14 protein-coding genes and 1 rRNA gene are annotated in these 19,363 nt (G+C 59.4%); 10 read left to right on the top strand and 5 right to left on the bottom strand.

Going from position 1 to position 19,363, the window contains the following annotated elements; all coding sequences use genetic code 11:
* A 5S ribosomal RNA gene (gene rrf, locus B9Z01_RS37070) occupies positions 1-84 on the top strand; the annotation flags it as partial.
* Positions 85-224: 140 nt separating this feature from the next.
* Here rrf and B9Z01_RS23630 read toward each other — a convergent pair.
* The 3 genes from B9Z01_RS23630 to B9Z01_RS23620 all read right to left on the bottom strand — a co-directional run bounded on the left by B9Z01_RS23630 (position 225) and on the right by B9Z01_RS23620 (position 4,937).
* The gene (locus B9Z01_RS23630) at positions 225-1,382 is read right to left on the bottom strand and encodes a lipocalin-like domain-containing protein (RefSeq protein WP_085487497.1); all 1,158 of its coding nucleotides are present in this window, start codon (positions 1,380-1,382) and stop codon (positions 225-227) included.
* Between the two features lie 236 nt (positions 1,383-1,618).
* Complete coding sequence (locus B9Z01_RS23625; protein ID WP_085487495.1) at positions 1,619-4,198, bottom strand: FtsX-like permease family protein; 2,580 nt, start codon at positions 4,196-4,198, stop codon at positions 1,619-1,621.
* Positions 4,188-4,937 (bottom strand): ABC transporter ATP-binding protein, encoded by a 750-nt coding sequence (locus tag B9Z01_RS23620; RefSeq protein ID WP_085487493.1) that lies wholly within the window; start codon positions 4,935-4,937, stop codon positions 4,188-4,190. Before B9Z01_RS23620 ends, B9Z01_RS23625 begins: the two co-directional genes overlap by 11 nt.
* A gap of 684 nt (positions 4,938-5,621) precedes the next feature.
* Here B9Z01_RS23620 and B9Z01_RS23615 point away from each other — a divergent pair.
* The 6 genes from B9Z01_RS23615 to B9Z01_RS23585 all read left to right on the top strand — a co-directional run bounded on the left by B9Z01_RS23615 (position 5,622) and on the right by B9Z01_RS23585 (position 12,762).
* Positions 5,622-7,178: an NADH-quinone oxidoreductase subunit M gene (locus B9Z01_RS23615; protein ID WP_085487491.1), complete on the top strand. Its 1,557-nt coding sequence runs from the start codon at positions 5,622-5,624 to the stop codon at positions 7,176-7,178.
* A gap of 381 nt (positions 7,179-7,559) precedes the next feature.
* On the top strand, positions 7,560-8,453 hold the full coding sequence (gene cyoA / locus B9Z01_RS23610; RefSeq protein ID WP_085487489.1) for a ubiquinol oxidase subunit II: 894 nt from the start codon (positions 7,560-7,562) through the stop codon (positions 8,451-8,453).
* 3 nt (positions 8,454-8,456) lie between these two features.
* A complete protein-coding gene (cyoB, locus tag B9Z01_RS23605) occupies positions 8,457-10,478 on the top strand; it encodes a cytochrome o ubiquinol oxidase subunit I (RefSeq protein ID WP_085487487.1) in 2,022 nt (673 codons plus the stop codon).
* Entirely contained in the window at positions 10,478-11,083 is a 606-nt protein-coding gene (gene cyoC, locus B9Z01_RS23600; protein ID WP_085487485.1) for a cytochrome o ubiquinol oxidase subunit III, read from the top strand. Before cyoB ends, cyoC begins: the two co-directional genes overlap by 1 nt.
* A complete protein-coding gene (gene cyoD, locus B9Z01_RS23595; protein WP_085487483.1) occupies positions 11,084-11,425 on the top strand; it encodes a cytochrome o ubiquinol oxidase subunit IV in 342 nt (113 codons plus the stop codon).
* Positions 11,426-12,411: 986 nt separating this feature from the next.
* On the top strand, positions 12,412-12,762 hold the full coding sequence (locus B9Z01_RS23585) for a hypothetical protein (RefSeq protein WP_085487479.1): 351 nt from the start codon (positions 12,412-12,414) through the stop codon (positions 12,760-12,762).
* A gap of 366 nt (positions 12,763-13,128) precedes the next feature.
* Here the strand turns inward: B9Z01_RS23585 and B9Z01_RS23580 are convergent, their stop codons facing one another.
* Together B9Z01_RS23580 and B9Z01_RS35085 are read right to left on the bottom strand one after the other, a co-directional pair.
* On the bottom strand, positions 13,129-14,208 hold the full coding sequence (locus tag B9Z01_RS23580) for a hypothetical protein (RefSeq protein ID WP_244196143.1): 1,080 nt from the start codon (positions 14,206-14,208) through the stop codon (positions 13,129-13,131).
* A gap of 256 nt (positions 14,209-14,464) precedes the next feature.
* Positions 14,465-14,887 (bottom strand): hypothetical protein, encoded by a 423-nt coding sequence (locus B9Z01_RS35085; RefSeq protein WP_143809042.1) that lies wholly within the window; start codon positions 14,885-14,887, stop codon positions 14,465-14,467.
* A gap of 563 nt (positions 14,888-15,450) precedes the next feature.
* Between B9Z01_RS35085 and B9Z01_RS23575 the strand changes: the two genes are divergently transcribed.
* The 3 genes from B9Z01_RS23575 to B9Z01_RS23565 all read left to right on the top strand — a co-directional run bounded on the left by B9Z01_RS23575 (position 15,451) and on the right by B9Z01_RS23565 (position 19,362).
* On the top strand, positions 15,451-16,125 hold the full coding sequence (locus B9Z01_RS23575) for an SIS domain-containing protein (protein WP_085487477.1): 675 nt from the start codon (positions 15,451-15,453) through the stop codon (positions 16,123-16,125).
* Between the two features lie 917 nt (positions 16,126-17,042).
* The gene (locus B9Z01_RS23570; protein WP_085487533.1) at positions 17,043-17,828 is read left to right on the top strand and encodes an SDR family NAD(P)-dependent oxidoreductase; all 786 of its coding nucleotides are present in this window, start codon (positions 17,043-17,045) and stop codon (positions 17,826-17,828) included.
* Between the two features lies 1 nt (position 17,829).
* Entirely contained in the window at positions 17,830-19,362 is a 1,533-nt protein-coding gene (locus B9Z01_RS23565; protein WP_244196142.1) for an LTA synthase family protein, read from the top strand.
* Position 19,363 lies beyond the last annotated feature (1 nt).

Here is a 19,363-nt window from a genome sequence, read left to right as displayed (position 1 = left end):
CTTCCCATCCCGAACAGGACCGTGAAACGACTCCACGCCGATGATAGTGCGGATTGCCCGTGTGAAAGTAGGTCATCGTCAGGCTCCTCATGCTGTAACGACTGAACCCCGGTCTCTCGACACGAGAACCGGGGTTCTGGCGTTTACGCCCTCGTTCCGGGGCGTCATACGGTCGGACTGAAACGCTCAATCCGGCGGCCTCCGGAGCCGTTCACGTGCGTCCTTCAGCGCGTCCCGATGCGCAGCGCGCCCGCGTAACCCGTCAGCTCCAGATACGCCCGCCCGGCATCCACACCTGCGCGGCTTACCCGCTCCGCTCCTTCCCAGTACACCGCACCGGTTGACTGCCGTGAATCGAGTTCCTGATCGTCCATGAGCGGATTGAGCTGCCACGTCAACGCGCCGGTCCTGACCACCATCGCGACCGGATACGACGCGCCCGTATGCGGCGAGCGCCATGTGCGAACGGGCGTGAAGTCGACCTGATCCGGACCAAACGTCGTTACCTGTCCATCGGGCCTGCGAAGCGTCGCGTGTGCCCATAGTGCACGTCCATCGCGGCGACGCACCCTGAATGCCATCAGCGCCGAGCCATCCGTCAGATTGGCTCCGAGCCAATCCCACCCGATCGCATCGGCGTCGAGCAACGTGCTCGACCATTCGTGATCCAACCACGCAGTGCCCGTCACGATCGTATCGCGGACGCTTCCACCCGCGGCAGGACGCATCACGCTGCCTGTCACGCGCAATTGCGGTTCGCTGTAGTAATAGCTTGCCTGCTCGGGCCGCGGTCCTTTGCGCGAATAGCCTCGCTCGCCCTGGATCAACGGAGTTTGCGTCGGCGTCAACACGAGATGTAGCGAGAATCCGCTCGCGTCGGCGCTGACGTCGTAGTGGCCGTCTGCGGCACGAATGATCTTCCACGCGTCGAGTTTGACGTCGGTATTGGCCGGCTTCGCATATGCGAGCCCGAATCCCTGGCGAGCGATGCGCTGATCGTGAACGAGATGTCCGAGCGCCGGGTCGCTCAACGCGGCGTGCGCGATGATCAGTTGCGAAGGTGCGAAAGCGCTCGGATCGGCAGGATCGTGACCCGTCGCCGAACGGAAGAACGTGATCTGAAATCCGAGCGGCTGATTGTCGGGCGTGTTGAGCCAGCCGGTCGCGTACCACCACTCGGTGCGAAAAGCCGGATGCGCGCCGCTGTCCAGCGGCAACGAGATCGGATGATCCGGTGTGACTGCGGCAAATGTCGCAGACGCGGAAGCCGATAAATCACCACTGCCGGCAAACGCGGAAGACGCAGCGGCCACGCCGAGACAAAGCCCGCTTCGCAGAAGCAGGCGAGACCATCGCCACCGTGAGTCGGTCCTGCACGCCATAGCGAGGGACGCTCCGAAGAGCGTTGCATGCGCACACCGCGTCACGCGAAGCACAGTCGCCAGCGGCGCCGCACACCGCACGCGTCCGATTCGCGCCGCGTATCCACGCAGCGCAATACAAAGCCCGCCAGCCACGTCGAAACGCAGCGCCGTCTTCTGAGCCGGCGGCTTTCCCCACTCACACGCGCTTCGCCGGGAAACGGCCGGCCGCGTGCGCGTAATTCTCGCAGCCCGCATTACCAGTCCTCCTTCACCGCGCGCACCGCGTCCACCGACACCGCGCCGCGGCCAGCCACCACCGCCGTCGTGCACGACAAAACCAGCATCACCCACGCGACTGTGCCGAGCACGATCCACGGCACGTGCAGCGACATGCTCCAATGGAATGACTGCGGATTGACGACGAAGACGAGAATGAGGCTGATCGCAAAACCGAGCGCGAAGCCGAGCGCAATCCCGCAACCTGTAAGCAGGCCGCCTTCTGACGCGAGGATCGCGAGGATCTGCGCGCGCGTCACGCCGACGTGCCGCAGCACGCCGAACTCTCGAGCACGCGCAAGCGTCTGCGCGGAAAACGTTGCGGCGACACCGAACAGCCCGATCACGATGGCGACCGCTTCGAGCAGATAAGTGACCGCGAAACTCCGGTCGAAAATCACCAGCGTGTGCGCGCGGATCTCGCCAGGTTGTGATAACTCCAGCGACGCGCCGAAAGGCAGCGCGCGCAATCCATCGATGACGCGTTCGACACTCATGCCCGGCTCGACAGTCACGGCAACGTCGGTTGCGCTGATGTCGCCGGTCAGCCGCCGATAGTCGGCGAGCCGTATCTGGATGGCGCCGCTCTGACGCGCGTAATCGCGCCAGACGCCTGCCACGACGAACACCTCGCCGTGCGCGCCGAGCGGCAACCGCACGCGTTGGCCCACCCGATATCCATACAGATCGACCATTGCTTCGGACACCCAAACAAGTATTTCGCCGGCGTGAAATGCGGAAGGCGGCAGCGCCGCGCCGGTCATCTGCAGATTCGCACCCGGATCCGCTGCGTCGATTTCGCGTGCGAGCAGGGCGATGTCCGGCCGTGCAGGGTCGAGAGTCAGATGCGTGATGCGCGCGAACGCGGCGCTCCGGATGCCGGGAACCGCCGCAATCCGTGCCTGTTCGTCAGGCCGCAAGCCGCCGCTGTCTCCGCTATTGCCGCTCGACGCCACGCGTACGTACAAATTCGCGGAAAGCAGATGCGTGAGCCAATCGTCTACGGACACCCGGAAGCTCGCCACCATGATGGCCATCGCGACGATCAGCGCGAAGCTCGACAGCACGCCGCCCATTGCGATCGACGCCTGGCCCGGCGCATTCGCGAGACGCGCGATCGCGAGTGTGCCCGCGGCGCCGATGTGGCGTCGCGTGCCGTATGCCCGACTCGCCGCGCCGAATATCAACGCGGTGACGCGCGGCATCAATGCTATGCCGCCGACCAGCAGCAACGCGACGGCGAGATAGCCGGCAATCGGCGTATCGAACCACGCCGGCAAGCGTGTGAGAACGACGGCGGCGAGCAGGCAGCTGAGCGCAGGCCACGGCGTCGCGAGCCGCGCCAACGCGCCTTCTTCAGCGCCCGCTTTGAGTGCCGCAGCCGGATGCGCACGCGCCGCATCGACAGCGGGTGCAATGCTGCCCAATACCGAAACCGCGACGCCGAGCGCCAGAAACAGCACGCTAGCCAGCGGCTCGAAACCGACCTGCGGCTGCACGCCGGGAAAATAGCCGCCGCCCAGATCGCTGCCGAAAAAGCGCAGCGCGCCGCTTGCCATCGCATAGCCGAGCGCAAGGCCGCACAGCGAGCCGAGCAGACCGAGCAACGCGCCTTCCAGCAGAATCTGACGCAATAGCTGAGCGCGTGTGAGTCCGAGCACACGCAGCATCGCGAACTGCGAACGGCGTCGCACGACACTCAATGCCTGCGTCGAAAACACGAGGAATGCGCCCGTGAAAAGCGCTACGAGCGCGAGCACATTCATGTTGATCCGATAGGCGCGCGACAGGCGGTCGGTGCGGCTTCCCGTGTCGCGCGACTCGGAGATGACCCACGTATTGCCGAGCCGCGCCTGCAGATCGCGTTTGAAGCGCTCCCGGTCGACGCCGCGCTCGAGCTGCACGTCCACGCGCGACAGCTTGCCTACCTTGCCGAACTTCCACTGCGCGGCGGCGATATCCATGACGGCGAGTCGCTGACCTGGCCGCGTTCTCACAAGGCTGCCCGCGACGCGCAGACGCACGCTCGACGTGCCGCTTCGCAGCGTCACGGCGTCGCCGGTTTTAACGTTCAGCCATTGCTGTGCGGCCGTCGACAGAAACACCGCATTGGAGGCGAGCGTATCGAACGGCCGATCCTGCGACGGCACGCCGGTCAGATCGGGCGTGATCCGGCTTGCCTTGAAGACGTCGATACCGAGCACGGGCAGTGCATTTTCGCGGCCCGGCACCACGACATCGAGCGCGAGCACGGGGTTCGCGAGCGCCACGCCCGGTTCGTTGGACAGGCGCGGATAGATCGACTCGTCGACGAACGGCTGTGCGCCGCGCACCTGCAGATCCGCTTCGCCGGACAGGCTGCGCGCGGCTGCGGAAAATTCGTTGAAGGCCGCGCTGTTGATGAGTTGTACTGCGTAACCGAGTGCGACGCCGAGCGCGATCGTTGCAATGGCAACCAGGGCTCGCCCCCGATGGCTGCGCCATTCGGCTCCAAGCAGCCAGCGCGCGAGAACGCGGTGTCCTGCGATGCGCGGCGGTGGGCGAAGGTCAGCGGGCATCGTCGGTCGAGCGGGCGGGGGACGCATGCGCAAGCGGGCCGCCGGCTTGTGCGAATTTCGTCGACGCGGCATGCAGCCCGCCGTCGCTCAGGACCATGACACGGTCGGCTACGGCGGCCGCGGCTTCCGAATGCGTGACCATGATCGTGGCCGCGCCGGTCGCCTTGCTTTGCGCGCGAAAGAGACCCAGCACGTCGTGCGCGGTCGCGGGGTCGAGATTGCCGGTTGGTTCGTCGGCGAGAATCAGCGTAGGGCGATGCACGAGCGCACGAGCGATCGCGACGCGCTGCAGTTCGCCGCCGGAGAGTTCGCGCGGAAAGTCGTCGCCGCGGCTGCCCAGGCCGACCGCGGCGAGCATGTCGAGCGCGCTGGCGGTCGGCAGATCGTTGAGCAGCAGCGGCAGCGCGACGTTCTGCGCGAGCGTCAGATGCGGCAGCACGTGAAAGGCCTGGAACACGAAGCCGAGCTTTTGCCGGCGCAGGCGCGTCGCCGCGTTGTCGTCAAGTTGATCGACTGCGCGGCCGTCGATCATGACGCTGCCGCTATCCGCGCGGTCGAGACCGGCAATCAGGTTGAGCAGCGTCGATTTACCGACGCCCGAATCGCCCATGATCGCGACGAACTCGCCGGGCGCGAGCGTGAAATCGAGCTGCGCGAGCACGATGCGGCCGGTGCCGTACCGTTTGCTTAGTCCACGGCATTCGAGTGCGGGAACGGCGATATCGTCACGAGGCGCCATGCGAGGAGGTCCGGAAGAGGTGACCAGAGAACGGAGTTGGCCGGGCGAATTGAGTGTGCCTCGCCGCGCGAATTTGTGCAGCAGCTCGCGTGAAATGCATCGCGTTATGAAAGGAGAATGGAAGTTCCACGCCTCGCCAGACGAGCGATCAGGCCGCCTGCACATCGAGCCGCGCCTCACGTTCTCCGTGGCGCTCGCAGGGCGATTCAGAGTTTCGGCACAAAATTTTTTTTGCCCGCTATTGGCAAAAATTTTTATCTCCGGTGCCGAATCGCCATCATGAAGCGTCAGGGTGCGAGCACGATCTATTCCAGCTGAGCGGACCCTAAAAAAGCAGACGCTTAAAAGTTGTCAATTCACTGCCAATTGCCAGCTTTTGCCGTGAAGTTTTCCGGACCTTCCGGTTGATCTGTAACAATGTGCAAACGCACATTTTTATGCAATTTGCAAGAGTCGACCCCACAACAATATATTGCCGCGCGGATTTCCGCGCTGTTGCGCTGCAAAATTATTCTTATCTTGGTAATCTCCCACCCTTGGTCATTCGGCTACGGGTAAACGTGTAGCGGAAAACCCCGTTCGCACGCCAATTTCAGCGAACTCCAGCTTACATATCCATTTCATCGCCCGCTGTTTTGTAGGGCGTTGACGCGGCGTTTTGTACTTCAAGTTTTGACAGAGCACATGCCATTGCCTCTCCTAAGTCTTCTCATCTGGATCCCCATCGTCGCCGGGTTCGTGGTTTTGCGCGCCGGGTCCGACGCGGCGCGTAACCGCACGCGCTGGCTCGCGCTGATCGGCGCAGTCGCGGGTTTCCTGCCGGTGATTCCTCTGGTGGCGAATTTCCGCAACGACGTGACGTCGATGCAGTTCGTCGAAAACGTCCGCTGGTCGCCGACGTTCGATATCGCATGGCATGTGGGCGTGGACGGGATTTCGCTGTGGCTCGTCGCGCTGACCGCGCTCACGACCATCATCATCGTGATCGCGTCGTGGGAGTCGATCACGCAGCGCACCGCGCAGTACTTCGGCGCGTTCCTGATGCTGTCGGGTTTCATGCAGGGCGTGTTCACGTCGCTCGACGGCATGATGTTCTTCGTCGCGTTCGAGGCGACGCTGATTCCGCTGTATCTGCTGATCGGCACCTACGGGCATAAGAACCGTTCGTATGCGGCCGTGAAGTTCTTCTTCGTGTCGTTTCTCGGCTCGCTGATGATGCTGATGTCGCTGCTCTATCTGTATAGCCAGACGCACAGCTTCGACCTCGCGGTGTGGCGCGAGACGAATCTTGGCATGGTGCCGCAGTCGCTGATTTTCCTCGGCTTCCTCGCCGCGTTCGGCGTGAAGGTGCCGATGTGGCCGCTCCATACGTGGCTGCCCGACGTGCACCTCGATGGTCCGACCGGCGCCGCCGTGATGATCGGCATGCTGAAGATCGGCGGCTATGGCCTGTTGCGTTTCGCATTGCCGATCGCCCCCGAGGCGAGCCACTTCTTCGCGCCGATGATGATTACGCTCTCGCTCGTCGCCGTGATCTATTCGAGCCTGCTCGCACTCGTGCAAACCGACATGCGCCGCCTGCTCGCGTATTCGACGGTCGCGCACATGGGCCTCGTCACGCTCGGTCTTTTCGTCTTCAACCGCTTCGGCCAGTCCGGCGCGATCGTGCAGATGATCTCGTACGGCGTCGTGTCCGGCGCGATGCTGCTGTGCACCGGCATGCTCTACGACCGCACGAAGACCGCGTCGATCGCCGAGTACGGCGGCGTCGCCAATACGATGCCGCGCTTTGCCGCATTCGTGATGCTGTTCTCGATGGCGAACATCGGCTTGCCGGGCACCTCGGGTTTCGTCGGCGAATTCATGGTGCTGATGGGCGCGATCCGCTTCAACTTCTGGATCGGCGCCATTGCCGCGACCACGCTGATCCTGAGCGCGGCCTACACGCTGTGGATGTACAAGCGCGTGATTTTCGGCGCGATCGCCAACGCGCGCGTCGCGAAGCTCAAGGATCTCGGCAAGCGCGAGTTCGTGCTGCTCGGTGCAATGTCGCTGCTCGTGCTCGCAATCGGTCTCGATCCGAAGCCGTTCACCGACGCGATCGATCCGTCGGTCGGCACGCTGCTCGCTCAGTCCGAACGTTCTTCACTTCCTTCGGATTCCGTACCGGCGGACAGTAACGAACACCTGCAAGCCGCGGCGCCGGCACCGGCCGCTACCGCGCTACACACCCCGGGCTAAAAGAACGAAGCGCAGAACCGTTGCCGCCTCCGCACTCGGGGATGCGGCAACGCTCGTGCGCTTTTGCGCATTGCTATTCATTCCTTTTGCAGAGAACACACGCGGTGCAATTCATCGAACTCGCTTCGAGTCCAGTGCATTGTCAGTGCTTTTTTTCAGGGGACTTTGCGATGCGTCAACGTTTCGGTGCTTCGTTCCGGAGCATCGCAAATGACGCTTGCAGATGGGTGTGCGGCAACGTGTCGCACAGCGTCGCGACGCAATAGATCGTTGCTAAATCGAGTGTTTATCGACACTCGGCGCGCCCCTATTATGCGAGCGCTTATTTATGGAGAGCCGTCGAATGACGTTCGTTGAAGTCGTAAAAAAGAGGCAGTGGATATGAAGGGACGGGCTCTGCGAGGGTCGGCAAGCTTACTTTCCGCCGCTCTCATGTTGCTGCTCTCGGGTTGCAGCAACCTCGATATTCTGAATCCGAAGGGGAGTGTGGGGCTCGCGGAGCGTGATCTGATCGCGACGTCCACGTGGGCCATGCTGATCGTGGTGATTCCGGTCATCGCGCTGACGCTGCTGTTCGCATGGCGTTACCGCGCATCGAACAGGAACGCCGAATACCGTCCGGGATGGACGCATTCGACCGCGATCGAAATCGCCATCTGGACGATTCCGACGCTGATCATTCTGTTCCTCGCCGTGTTGACGTGGAAGAGCACGCATGAGCTCGATCCGTATCGTCCGCTCGAGTCGCAGGTCAAGCCGATCAACGTCGAAGTCGTCGCGCTCGACTGGAAGTGGCTGTTCATCTATCCGGATCTCGGCATCGCCTCGGTGAACCAGCTCGCGTTCCCGGTCGGCACGCCGGTGAACTTCCGGATCACGTCGGACACGGTGATGAATTCGTTCTTCATCCCGCAACTCGGCGGCCAGATCTACGCGATGGCGGGCATGCAGACGCGCCTGCACCTGATCGCCGATCACGCCGGCGACTACGCGGGCCTCGCGGCGAACTTCAGCGGCAAGGGCTTCTCGGACATGAAGTTTCGCGCGCTCGCCACCTCGCCCGAGGACTTCAACGCATGGGTTGCGAAGGTGCGCGCGTCGTCGGACCGGCTCGACATGGACCGCTACCACGCGGTGTCCACGCCGAGCGAGAAGGACCCGGTGCGGTACTTCTCGACGGTCGATCCGAAGCTCTTCAACAACATCATTGCCCGATACAACAACGGCAACGTCCTCGACAACATGAAGGACGCCAACTGTACGCCCAAGGGGTAACGCATGTTCGGAAAACTCACGCTCGATGCGATTCCGTATCACGAGCCAATCATCGTTACCGCGGGCGCCGGCATGATGCTCGCCGCGCTGGCTGTGCTCGGCGGGATCACGTATTTCGGCAAATGGCGCTACCTGTGGAGCGAATGGCTGACGTCCGTCGACCATAAGAAGATCGGCGTCATGTACATCGTCGTTGCATTCATCATGCTGCTGCGCGGCTTCGCCGACGCGATCATGATGCGTATGCAACTGGCGCTGTCGTACCTGAGCCCAGGCTTTCTACCGCCGCATCACTACGACCAGATCTTCACCGCGCACGGCGTCATCATGATTTTCTTCATGGCGATGACGTTCATGGTCGGTCTGATGAACCTCGTCGTGCCGCTGCAGATCGGCGCGCGCGACGTCGCGTTCCCGTTCATCAACTCGCTGAGCTTCTGGATGACGGCGGTCAGCGCGATCCTGATCAACATCTCTCTGGTGATCGGTGAATTCGGGCAGACCGGCTGGCTCGCCTATCCGCCGCTGTCCGAACTGAAGTTCAGCCCCGGTGTCGGCGTCGACTACTACCTGTGGAGCTTGCAGCTCTCCGGTATCGGCACCTTGCTGACCGGTGTGAACTTCTTCGTGACGATCGTGAAGATGCGCGCGCCGGGCATGTCGTTCATGAAGATGCCAGTGTTTACGTGGACCGCGCTGTGCACGAACGTGCTGATCATGGCGTCGTTCCCGATCCTGACCGTGACGCTCGCGCTGCTTGGTCTGGACCGTTACCTCGGCATGCACTTCTTCACGAACGAAGCCGGCGGCAACGCGATGCTGTACCTGAACCTGATCTGGGCATGGGGTCACCCCGAGGTGTACATCCTGATCCTGCCGGCGTTCGGTATCTTCTCGGAAGTCGTCGCGACGTTTGCGAAGAAGCCGCTGTTCGGCTACAAGACGATGGTGTGGGCGACCTGCGCGATCATGGTGCTGTCGTTCCTCGTGTGGCTGCACCACTTCTTCACGATGGGTTCGGGTGCTGACGTCAATGCGTTCTTCGGTATCGCGACGATGGTGATTGCGATCCCGACCGGCGTCAAAGTGTTCAACTGGCTCTTCACGATCTACAAGGGCCGTCTGCAATTCACGACGCCGATTCTGTGGACCCTCGGCTTCATGGTCACGTTCACGATCGGCGGTATGACCGGCGTGATGATGGCGATTCCGGGTGCGGACTTCGTGCTGCATAACAGCCTGTTCCTGATCGCTCACTTCCACAACGTGATTATCGGTGGCGTGCTGTTCGGCTATCTGGCCGGCTTCAACTACTGGTTCCCGAAGGCATTCGGCTTCAAGCTCAACGAGAAGCTCGGCAAGGCCGCATTCTGGTTCTGGCAGATCGGCTTCTGGGTCGCGTTCACGCCGCTGTATGTGCTCGGCTTCATGGGCATGACGCGTCGTCTGAATCACTACGACAATCCGGCATGGCATCCGTGGCTGATCGCCGCAGCGTTCGGCGCGGTGCTGATCGCCATCGGCATCGCGTTCCAGTTGCTGCAACTGTACGTCAGCATCCGCGACCGCAATCTGCCGGAAAACCGCGACCTCACGGGCGATCCGTGGGACGGTCATACGCTCGAATGGGCGACGAGCTCGCCGCCGCCGGCGTACAACTTCGCGCACATTCCGACCGTTCGCAAGCTGGATGCATTCTCCGACATGAAGTCGCGCAAGGGTGCGCAAACCGTGCCGCAGTATCGCGACATTCACATGCCATCGAATACGTCCGCGGGTCTGCTGGTGGGTCTGTTCTCGCTGGTGCTCGGTTTTGCAGGCGTGTGGCACATCTGGTGGCTTGCGATCGTCGGCTTCGTCGGCGCGATCGCCACCGTGATCGTCTACAGCTTCCAGGACAACGAGGGCTATTACATTCCGGCCGACACTGTCGCGCTGATCGAAGAGAAACGCAGCGGCGGCGCTGGTGCCGTGGCCGGTGTCGGCGCGGTTGCCGATGCTCAGGTCGCGCTGGAGGTGGACTGATGTTACAGAAGACTATTGCGATTGAACCGCAACTCGCGCCGGACCACGTGCCGTCGCACTCGGTATTCGGTTTCTGGTTGTACCTGATGACCGACTGCATCATCTTCGCGGCGCTGTTTGCGGTGTTCGCGGTGATGAGTCATCAGTTCGCGGGTGGCCCGAGTGGCAAGGATCTGTTCGAGATTCCGGGCGTTGCGCTCGAAACGGCGATGCTGCTGCTTTCCAGTATCACGTATGGTTTCGCGATGCTCGGCGCGCACAAGAACCGTAAGGGCGTGCTGCTCGGCTGGCTCGGTGTGACGTTTCTGCTGGGCCTCGCGTTCCTCGTGCTGGAAATGCGCGAGTTCTCGCACCTGATCGCCGAAGGCGCGGGTCCGAGCCGCAGCGCGTTCCTGTCGTCGTTCTTCACGCTGGTCGGCACGCACGGTCTGCACGTGACGTTCGGCCTGATCTGGATGGTCGTGTTGTCGATCCAGGTGATGCGTCATCGCGACCTGACCGAGCGCGACATGATTCGCCTCACGTGCCTGAGTCTTTTCTGGCACTTTCTCGACGTCGTGTGGATCGGCGTCTTCACCTTTGTCTATCTTGCGAGCGTGATCTAAATGGACCATAGCCATAGCGCCCATGGCGCACACTCGGGTGAAGGCCACGGCAGCTTCGGCAGCTATACGACGGGCTTCGTGCTGTCCGTCATTCTGACCGCCGCGGCGTTCGCGATCGTCATGACGGGAACGTTGACGGGGCAGAGCGCGCTGTTCGCCATCGCGGGTCTCGCGTTCGTGCAGATCATCGTGCATCTGGTGTTCTTCCTGCATATGAACGCGTCGTCGGAGCAACGCTGGAATGTGATGGCGTTTGCGTTTACTGTGTTGACTGCGGTTATTGTGGTTGGCGGGACGTTGTGGGTTATGCATAACGTTAGTATGCATATGATGTCGCGGTAGGTGGATAACGCGTTAGCGTTTTAGCCCGTTAGAAAAAGCCCCGCGGGACCGAGGTCCTTGCGGGGCTTTTTTCCTCCGACGCCGCCAGGTGCGCTCGTCTGCCGCGCGGGTGCGATGTTCTTCAGGCGTGCCGCGTCACTCCTCGGTAGAAAAGCCAGTACGGTTTTCATGGCGTAGATGACGATCAGCGTGTCGATACACTTTTTATCGGTGCTCGCTGTGTCCGAAGATATCACGGACGCCACCGTTCAGTGTTCGAGAAGATGTTGGATTTCACATTTGAAGGTTCGACTCCGCAACTTCGAGGTGCGAGCCACTTCGTGACGGAACAGATGTGCGGTACCCTGACATGCGAGGCGAAGTCTAGTACGCGCGCAGGCCCGACGAACAATGTGGCCAATTGCCGCCGGTCTTGCCAGCCCAACGCGCGGCGCCTGCATGTGAAGGACGGCCCGTCGTGATGCGCTCGCGCCGCGATCATCGTCGGGGTACATTGCAAGCGATAGATTCGACGCGCGGAATTCGATGCATGTGATGACATGTCGAGAGTACGCAATTCCTGGATGATCGCAGTTCGATCGCGGCCTCAGCTAGAACTTGCGTCGGCCAGTCGCCTGGCGTAATTGAGCGGCAGCAGGTCAGTGACGCAGGCATCTAACGGGCGCTGGGGCAATTCGGTCAGAACCTGCAGCAATGTGGCGGGCCGGCAGTCCGTCTGATACGCTGACTGTGTGCGTCGCCTTCATTTGCTCGGCGATCACAAAAGGACATGATCAATGTCATCAGTGACCTTGACGCGGCATAATCCGGGAGTCGGCATAACTGAGTAGGAAATCAGATGCGTCCATGTACTATCGACAGAGCTATGATGGCCGTTGGCACGCGATAGCATTGGAATACTGTATAACCAGGAGAATCAGCAGCTCGGCTAAGATGAAGCCAGTGTAATCTGGAACATCGGCAAGATAGTACAAGGAGGATCTCCAATGACTGCTTTACTTGACTGGTTCGCAGCGGCAAGGTGGCGCATGTCCCTGTCTCACTGCCTTGAAGGATTGCTGGTCCACGTGCCTGTCGGGCTGTTATTCAACTTCCGAATTGGGGCGCTTGCCGTAATCATCTGGTATTGGTCGCGCAAGAAACTCGAGTGTGAACTCGAGACTTTGGATGATGAGGAGGCGCTCGCTTTTGAGTCACATGCTTATACCTGGGCGATCGGTTGGCTCCCATGGCACTGGGACGCCTACAAAGTACTGGATTTGGTCTTGCCGACGCTGTCTGCGATGTTGATCGCCATGGCCATGCATGGCTACAGAGGGCCGCTATCGGTAATTTAGCGGTAATCCATGCGTGTAATGCCGAAGAGAAAATTCGTGCTGAAAGAAGAACTTATCACGTGGTACAGGGTTTCGGGCGAAGGTATCAGTCGCGAACTATTCAACCAGACGCAGGTGGCGCTTCCCTGCGAGTGCAGGGAGTATGGCTGCTTTGGATGGATACCGATTCGTGCCCACAGTGAAACTGTAGGCACCCAACGAAAGCTCCCGCGCTAGCCTTAAAGATATGGCTAGATAGCTTCAGCGTAGCCGGTGAACCGTACTGTGCAATTCCGGCTTGCTGCGTCCGTTATAGCATCGTGATGTCTCTGAAATTAACAGCTTCAAATGCACGCGGAATGCCGATATTGTGAGCGCATCCGTGCATCACATCAGCGGCTCGTAGACGGTGACAGCAAAGCTCCAGAGGCATGAGTTCCAACCGTTCCAATCGCTGAACAAATCATCTTCGTCTAATTGAATTCCATATTTCTTTTTGAACTTACTTCTTTCATACGCCTCGAGCATTGCCGTCTTTCTTTCCGGCGACACATTGAATCGATACGCCGCCTTTTGCACAGGAATATCGATCAACCCTAGTCGCTCCACCAGATCGGATCTGACTTTGTCTCGACCTATCCTCGGATCCTCGATGTTCTTCCACTCCTTCGGCATAGACACTGTGATGTCCAGCATATCGTGGGTCAGGAACGGGAAAAAAACATCCTGAAAAACATCCGCCATTCTGTGAATACTTTCCCCCCTTGTATTGAAAAAGCTACGGGCATAAAGCCATTTGTCGTAAGGAACAGAATATGTTTCCTGAGCACCCGACAGTAGCACGTATTCTCTGGGATCAAGATCGCCCCAGAAGTCAAGCTGATACGTATACGGATTCCAGCCCTCGCATGGAATATCGAGCCGTCCGATGTTGTAGACGTCAGGCTGGCTATCGTCTACAAAGGAAACATTGGTCCAGCCGTTCGCGGCCATGATCTCGCGGAAAGAATTCACCTCAAAACTGCACCAGCAATGAAACAACACGTTATCAAACGACATTTTTCCTTGGCGCTTCAGGCGTGCCATGGTTCCAGAAATAATCCGACTATCTGATCCCGAGGAATGTGCCATCAGATACTTCTTTGCAGGATCCATGCGCAAGAGCACCTTCTCAAGTGTATTTTCCAGTTCTTCCAGATAACTCTCGTACGGTCCAGAATACGCGGGAATCCGTGTTGGCAGAACGTCAGCGCAATATTCTTCCGGTGCTGCTCTCCATATTTCTTTGAATGGTGTCTCGATTGTGTTCCTATAGCTCTTGTCCAGGAAAGACTCGTTAAACGTCAAGGTTTCTTGTGCCTTAGCCAACAAATGAAAGTTATCTGAAAAAAATTCATTTCGGTCTTTAAAAACACATCTATTAAAAAATATGTCTGTTTTTAACTTTGAGCGATAAAGATATTTCATAAAGAACCGTGGTTGAAAATAGTGTGCGCGGCGTAACGATGGGACAGAAGAGGGCGGTAGCGATTGAGGGAGGATGTACCTGAGGCGACGCCCTCAGACAATCGGATGCGCCGAGCGTAGCCAAACATACTGACGAAGCGAACGGAAGTCAAACGGCTCACGCAGAAATCAACGGAATGCGGGGCTTGGACAGGCTCATCAAGAAGGAGAGCGCAAAGCTCACCGTACAGTAAGGAAGAAAATAGTAACTCATGTTCTATCTATCAAATAACTGTGCATAGACACCCGACTTTTTCGCAGACGGAATCGGCGGCCGTTCACATGGTTTTTGCGGTTTATGGAGGTTGTACTGGTCGACGTTCCGTTGGATGTTGAAAATCAATTGACGCACACGCTCTCGAATGATCCCCGACAAATTGCCTTTTTGGGTGATCAAGCCGAACCAGCGCTCGGCTTGATTGACCCAAATTGAGCACGTCAGTATGAAGTGCATGTGACAACGAGCCAGTCTGGCCATGCCTTGACCTTCAGATGCTTGTGGGTCGAATAGTTGTCGACGATGACGCGGCTCGCATTGAGGAATGACTTCGCCGGTCGCAGCGTTGAGAGCAGCAAACGGCGTCGTTGTTCCGTAGCGAACGTAATCGTGCGTGACATCCTCGACGTAACCAAGTCCCATCTACAACAAAGGTGAGGCACGCTTCGGTGCCTGGCATTGGCTCTCTTCATCGACACATAGCACCAATGCGTTGGTCGAAGGGCTCAGGTACGTGCCGACGATGATGTGTGTACCTTCATGATAGAGAACGAGTCGTTGGGCAGCTTAAGCTCTCTGTACGATGAGCTTGCACACCGAACAAGGCGAAGTGGCAGGTAAAGGAGCTCTTCGATATTCCCGTTCCGTTGGCCGCTGCACGCCGGCTCCAATGCGTCGAACCCGGAGGCGTTTCACGCAAAACCTTGCTGAGCAACTCTATAACGGCCTCATCGTCATACGTGCCGGGGCGGCCAGTTTTCGCTTTACCTGCGCTACGAGAATGCGGGCGTGAGCATCGGCGCGCCCACCATCACCTGCAACCACGACAGCGCGGACAGGCGCCGCACGATCATTGAAGACAGCCTCTAGAAGGCGACCTGTTGGCCGTGCAGAAGTTCGCGGGTGCCTATGTGATCGGCGTCTTGCACACCATCAGCCGTATACGATGGTGGGCACAAATGCTGGTTCGCTGATCGTGGTGGGTTATGGCGACGGCGAGAGCTTCATCGCCTCGGACGCGCTCGCCATCGCGGCAGTGCGGAGCTATCAGCTACCTCGAGGAAGGCGACGTGTTCAGGAACATCGACAGCATCCTGGTTCTCGCCTGCGACACGAGCTATTACGCGGGTCTCACAGCGAAGTACTGGTTCGGATCGATAGCAAAGATCCGCACCGATGTCGAAACCGTGAGTGAATACCACTATCTTGAGTCGGTGTCTAGTCCGCGCGTTCGTCGTGACGATCTCGCAGTCGGGCGAAACCACCGACACGCTCGTTGCGCTCAAGTATGCGCAGTCGCTCGGCATGACGCGCGCGCGATGTGCGGCGTGGCAACGAGCGCGATGGTGAGCCTCACGGAACTCGGGTTCCCCACGCACGCGGGGCGTGAAATCGGAGGGACCTCGACGAAGACGTTCACCACGCAGTTCGTTGGCCTCTTCATCCTCGCCGTGACGCTCGGCAAGCTGCGCGACAGCGTGAATGTGGAACAGGAAGCCGCGTACCTGAAGCCGCTGCGCTACCTGCCGGTTGCGCTCAACGGCGTGCTCGGACTGGAGCCGCAGATCATCGCTTGGTCGGAGGAATTCGCGCGCAAGGAAGGCGCGTTCTTCCTCGGGCGCGGGCTGAGTCGTTGCGGTGTGTTCCAGCCATACCGCTAGCTCACTGCGTGCAAACGGGCTGGCGCCTCATAGGAAGGAATTAGGCTTTAACCTATTTCGCTTGATAGCGGGTGCCATTCCGGCGAATCTATAGCATGCACCGGCGCAACGGCACGGCACCCTCGGGCAAGTGCGAATTTGACGCGTTCAGATCGTTGCCGAGCACTGGATGGCGCTGTCAACAAGAAGAAGTTGCGGCCCGCTGAATCGGTAAGGTATTCGCCTGCCAACAATTGTCGCGATTTGAAGTATTTTTCGTTTCGTCTGAAGATAGCAAAGGTTTGCGGCGCAAGCGCGGTTAAGAGAATATCAGGCGCTACCTTAAAGATAATCCCTGTGGATCGGCCAGATACTCCATTGATTTTCAGTAGAAAAAGCCTGCAAATGACCTGATTCCGCAAAGCAGGACAGCTGAAGGTGCATGCCTTCTGCAGCAGACTAATATAGACGACGAAGGCAGGAAGAAATCTTTGCTCCTCACGCGATGGCGGCGATTGGGCTTGAAATAATTGGTAATTGCCATCTGTTGCGAAGGTGCGACTCTCAAAAAGATTGTCAATTGTAATGGCCTGAAAGAATTCTCTTGCGGTATCATTGCGCCGGCACGCTACCGGCTTGCCATTTCACCCCTTTCAGTGCGCCTGTTGGCTCTGCACTGGTCGTGTTGCGCTGAATTTATTGTTCCCCACGCCGATCGGAGGCCGTGAAGGGAAGGGGCGGTGTTGCACGCGCGGATTTTGCGACTTCAAAGCTTTGATCGGCGCAAATCGATGTTGGCGGTAGTTGTAGGCGCTCTGACCTCGCATTTTTTCAATGGTGGTCTGCGCGTCCTATTTCGCGGGCGGTTGCTGCAAAAGAAGCAAATAACTCTATTTACAGACCATGCAAAAACAACATCGCTTGAAATCGGGGGGCGAGTGAGCACGATTGAGCCACGTGCAATCGTTATCACGGGCGGGAGTGCCGGACTCGGGCGTGCACTGGCCTTAAGTTATTGCGCGCCTGGTATCACACTGGGATTAATCGGAAGAAACGCTGAACGTCTTGAGGCCGTCGCTGCGGAATGTCGCGCGCGCGGCGCCGAAACCATGGTCGGTTGCATGGACGTTCGTAATGCAGCGGCGCTCGAGGCGTGGATTTTCGATTTCGACGCGCGACACCCAATCGACTTGCTGATCGCCAATGCCGGCGTTGCCAGCACGCTCCGCTCATCTGACGACTGGGAAGGCGCTGGTCGTACTGCCGAAGTCGTCGATATCAATCTCTACGGTGCCTTGCACGCGGTGCTGCCTGCCATCGAGCGTATGCGCAATCGGCGGCGCGGCCAGATCGCGATTGTCAGTTCGCTCGCTGGATTGAGGGGGATGGCAATCTCGCCGGCCTATTGTGTGAGCAAGGCCGCGCTCGTCGCGTACTGCGATTCCGTGCGTCCCGTTCTCGCACGCGACCATATCGGCATTTCAGTCGTGATGCCCGGCTTCGTGCGAACTGCGATGAGCGACGTTTTTCCTGGCAACAAGCCCTTCATGTGGAGCGCCGAAAAGGCCGCCTTGTTTATCAAGAGACGCCTGACCCGGCGCCGCGTGGAAATCGCTTTCCCTTTCAGTTTGACGCTCGGCCTCAAGTTGTTGCGTCTGCTGCCAGCGACTGTCGCCGACGCAATCCTCGGTCTCCTGTTTCAGATCCCTCGTCGGAATATGTGAAGTGCTGCCCGGTTTTACAGTCGCGGCCGCGATGGTCGCATGCTCCTTCGCCGTTGAATCGATCGCTGTCACGAGATCGTCGCTCCGTCGACCGCCAGTTGCGCTGATGCTGCATCTGGCGGCGCTCGCTGTCGTGACGGCGGGTTGCATCGCACTGACGGGGCGGCCGCTATTTTCGGCGGGCGTCGCGCTCGTGTTGATTGGCTTGCTCGCGGTCGTCGGCAACGCCAAATATGCCTCGTTGCGAGAACCGCTGGTCTTCAGCGACCTGAGCCTTTTCAGCCAGGTCTTCTCGCATCCACGGCTGTATTTGCCGTTTCTTGGTTTTGGCAAGCTCGCCATGGTGCTCATCGGCATAGCGGCTGCGGTGGGGGCGTTCATTGCCGAAAGTCCCGCGACATTGAGGCAGCGATGTGCAGAGGCCGTCGTTACGTTGATTTGTCTACCCGTGTGCATCGCGCTTTCCCGTCGCTTGCCGCTCACGCTGCAACCTTTTTCGGACCAACGTCAATTCGGTTTTTTCTCCGCGTTCGTTGCCTATTTGATCAACGGGTTGAGCGGCGCGCAATGGCGCGCGTTCACTCGCGCCGCCAGTGCCAGCCCGTTTTCGGCCGGTCGTCCAGACGTCCATCCGGACGTCATCGTCGTTCAGAGCGAGTCGTATTTCGACGCTCGCCGGCTTGACGACTGCGTGTCTGGCGCGCCCTATGCGCATTTCGATCGTGCAAAACGCGAGTCGTTCGAACAGGGCGAATTGGCGGTGCCGGCCTGGGGCGCAAATACGATGCGCAGCGAATTCGCAATGCTCACGGGCTTGACGTCTCCTGAGCTCGGTTACGCGCGCTTTTACCCGTACATGTTCGTGCGCCGGGCGTGCGCGTCACTGGCGGGTTATTTCAGTCGCGGTGGATATCACACGGTGGCCGTGCACCCGTACCACGCGAACTTCTTTGGCCGTCGCCGGGCATTCGCGCACATGTATTTCGACCGCTTTCTGGACATTGAGCATTTCGAAAATGCGTCTCGTGTGGGGCCATACGTCGGGGATCTCGCGGTGGCGGACAAGCTCATCGCTCTCCTGCAGACCGGTGATGACAAACCGCTGTTTGCGTTTGCGATCACGATGGAAAATCACGGACCTTTGCATCTGGAGACGGTTTCCCGCGGGGAATGCACCTCGCGGCATACGCTCGGAGACGACGCGCGCTGGCGCGATCTGACCGCGTACCTTCGGCATGTGGAAAACGCAGACGCGATGATCGGCAGGTTGACCGGTTATCTGCGCGAGCGTGATCGGCCGACGGTCCTGTGTTTTTATGGCGATCACGTTCCTGCTATGTCTTCCGTATTCGATGCACTCGAAACAGAACCGACTCACAGTGATTACTTTATTTGGCGCAATTTCGGGCGTGACATCGGCACGCGCCGAGACGTTGGCATCGAGACCCTCGGTTCCACGATACAGCGCGCGATGATGCATGCGGATGGTGTCGACACCGATTCGCGAAACGAGTTGCAGCAGATGCCGGCATGAA

Source organism: Paraburkholderia susongensis (assembly GCF_900177725.1).
Classification (GTDB): Bacteria; Pseudomonadota; Gammaproteobacteria; order Burkholderiales; family Burkholderiaceae; genus Paraburkholderia; species Paraburkholderia susongensis.
This window is presented reverse-complemented; position numbering and strand designations above follow the sequence as displayed.

What these genes read in the sequence shown, in the direction of transcription:
- B9Z01_RS23630 (WP_085487497.1), bottom strand. Translation starts at nt 1,382, where the DNA reads ATGGCGTGCAGGACCGACTCACGGTGGCGATGGTCTCGCCTGCTTCTG.
- B9Z01_RS23625 (WP_085487495.1), bottom strand. Translation starts at nt 4,198, where the DNA reads ATGCCCGCTGACCTTCGCCCACCGCCGCGCATCGCAGGACACCGCGTT.
- B9Z01_RS23620 (WP_085487493.1), bottom strand. Translation starts at nt 4,937, where the DNA reads ATGGCGCCTCGTGACGATATCGCCGTTCCCGCACTCGAATGCCGTGGA.
- B9Z01_RS23615 (WP_085487491.1), top strand. Translation starts at nt 5,622, where the DNA reads ATGCCATTGCCTCTCCTAAGTCTTCTCATCTGGATCCCCATCGTCGCC.
- cyoA (WP_085487489.1), top strand. Translation starts at nt 7,560, where the DNA reads ATGAAGGGACGGGCTCTGCGAGGGTCGGCAAGCTTACTTTCCGCCGCT.
- cyoB (WP_085487487.1), top strand. Translation starts at nt 8,457, where the DNA reads ATGTTCGGAAAACTCACGCTCGATGCGATTCCGTATCACGAGCCAATC.
- cyoC (WP_085487485.1), top strand. Translation starts at nt 10,478, where the DNA reads ATGTTACAGAAGACTATTGCGATTGAACCGCAACTCGCGCCGGACCAC.
- cyoD (WP_085487483.1), top strand. Translation starts at nt 11,084, where the DNA reads ATGGACCATAGCCATAGCGCCCATGGCGCACACTCGGGTGAAGGCCAC.
- B9Z01_RS23585 (WP_085487479.1), top strand. Translation starts at nt 12,412, where the DNA reads ATGACTGCTTTACTTGACTGGTTCGCAGCGGCAAGGTGGCGCATGTCC.
- B9Z01_RS23580 (WP_244196143.1), bottom strand. Translation starts at nt 14,208, where the DNA reads ATGAAATATCTTTATCGCTCAAAGTTAAAAACAGACATATTTTTTAAT.
- B9Z01_RS35085 (WP_143809042.1), bottom strand. Translation starts at nt 14,887, where the DNA reads ATGGGACTTGGTTACGTCGAGGATGTCACGCACGATTACGTTCGCTAC.
- B9Z01_RS23575 (WP_085487477.1), top strand. Translation starts at nt 15,451, where the DNA reads ATGGCGACGGCGAGAGCTTCATCGCCTCGGACGCGCTCGCCATCGCGG.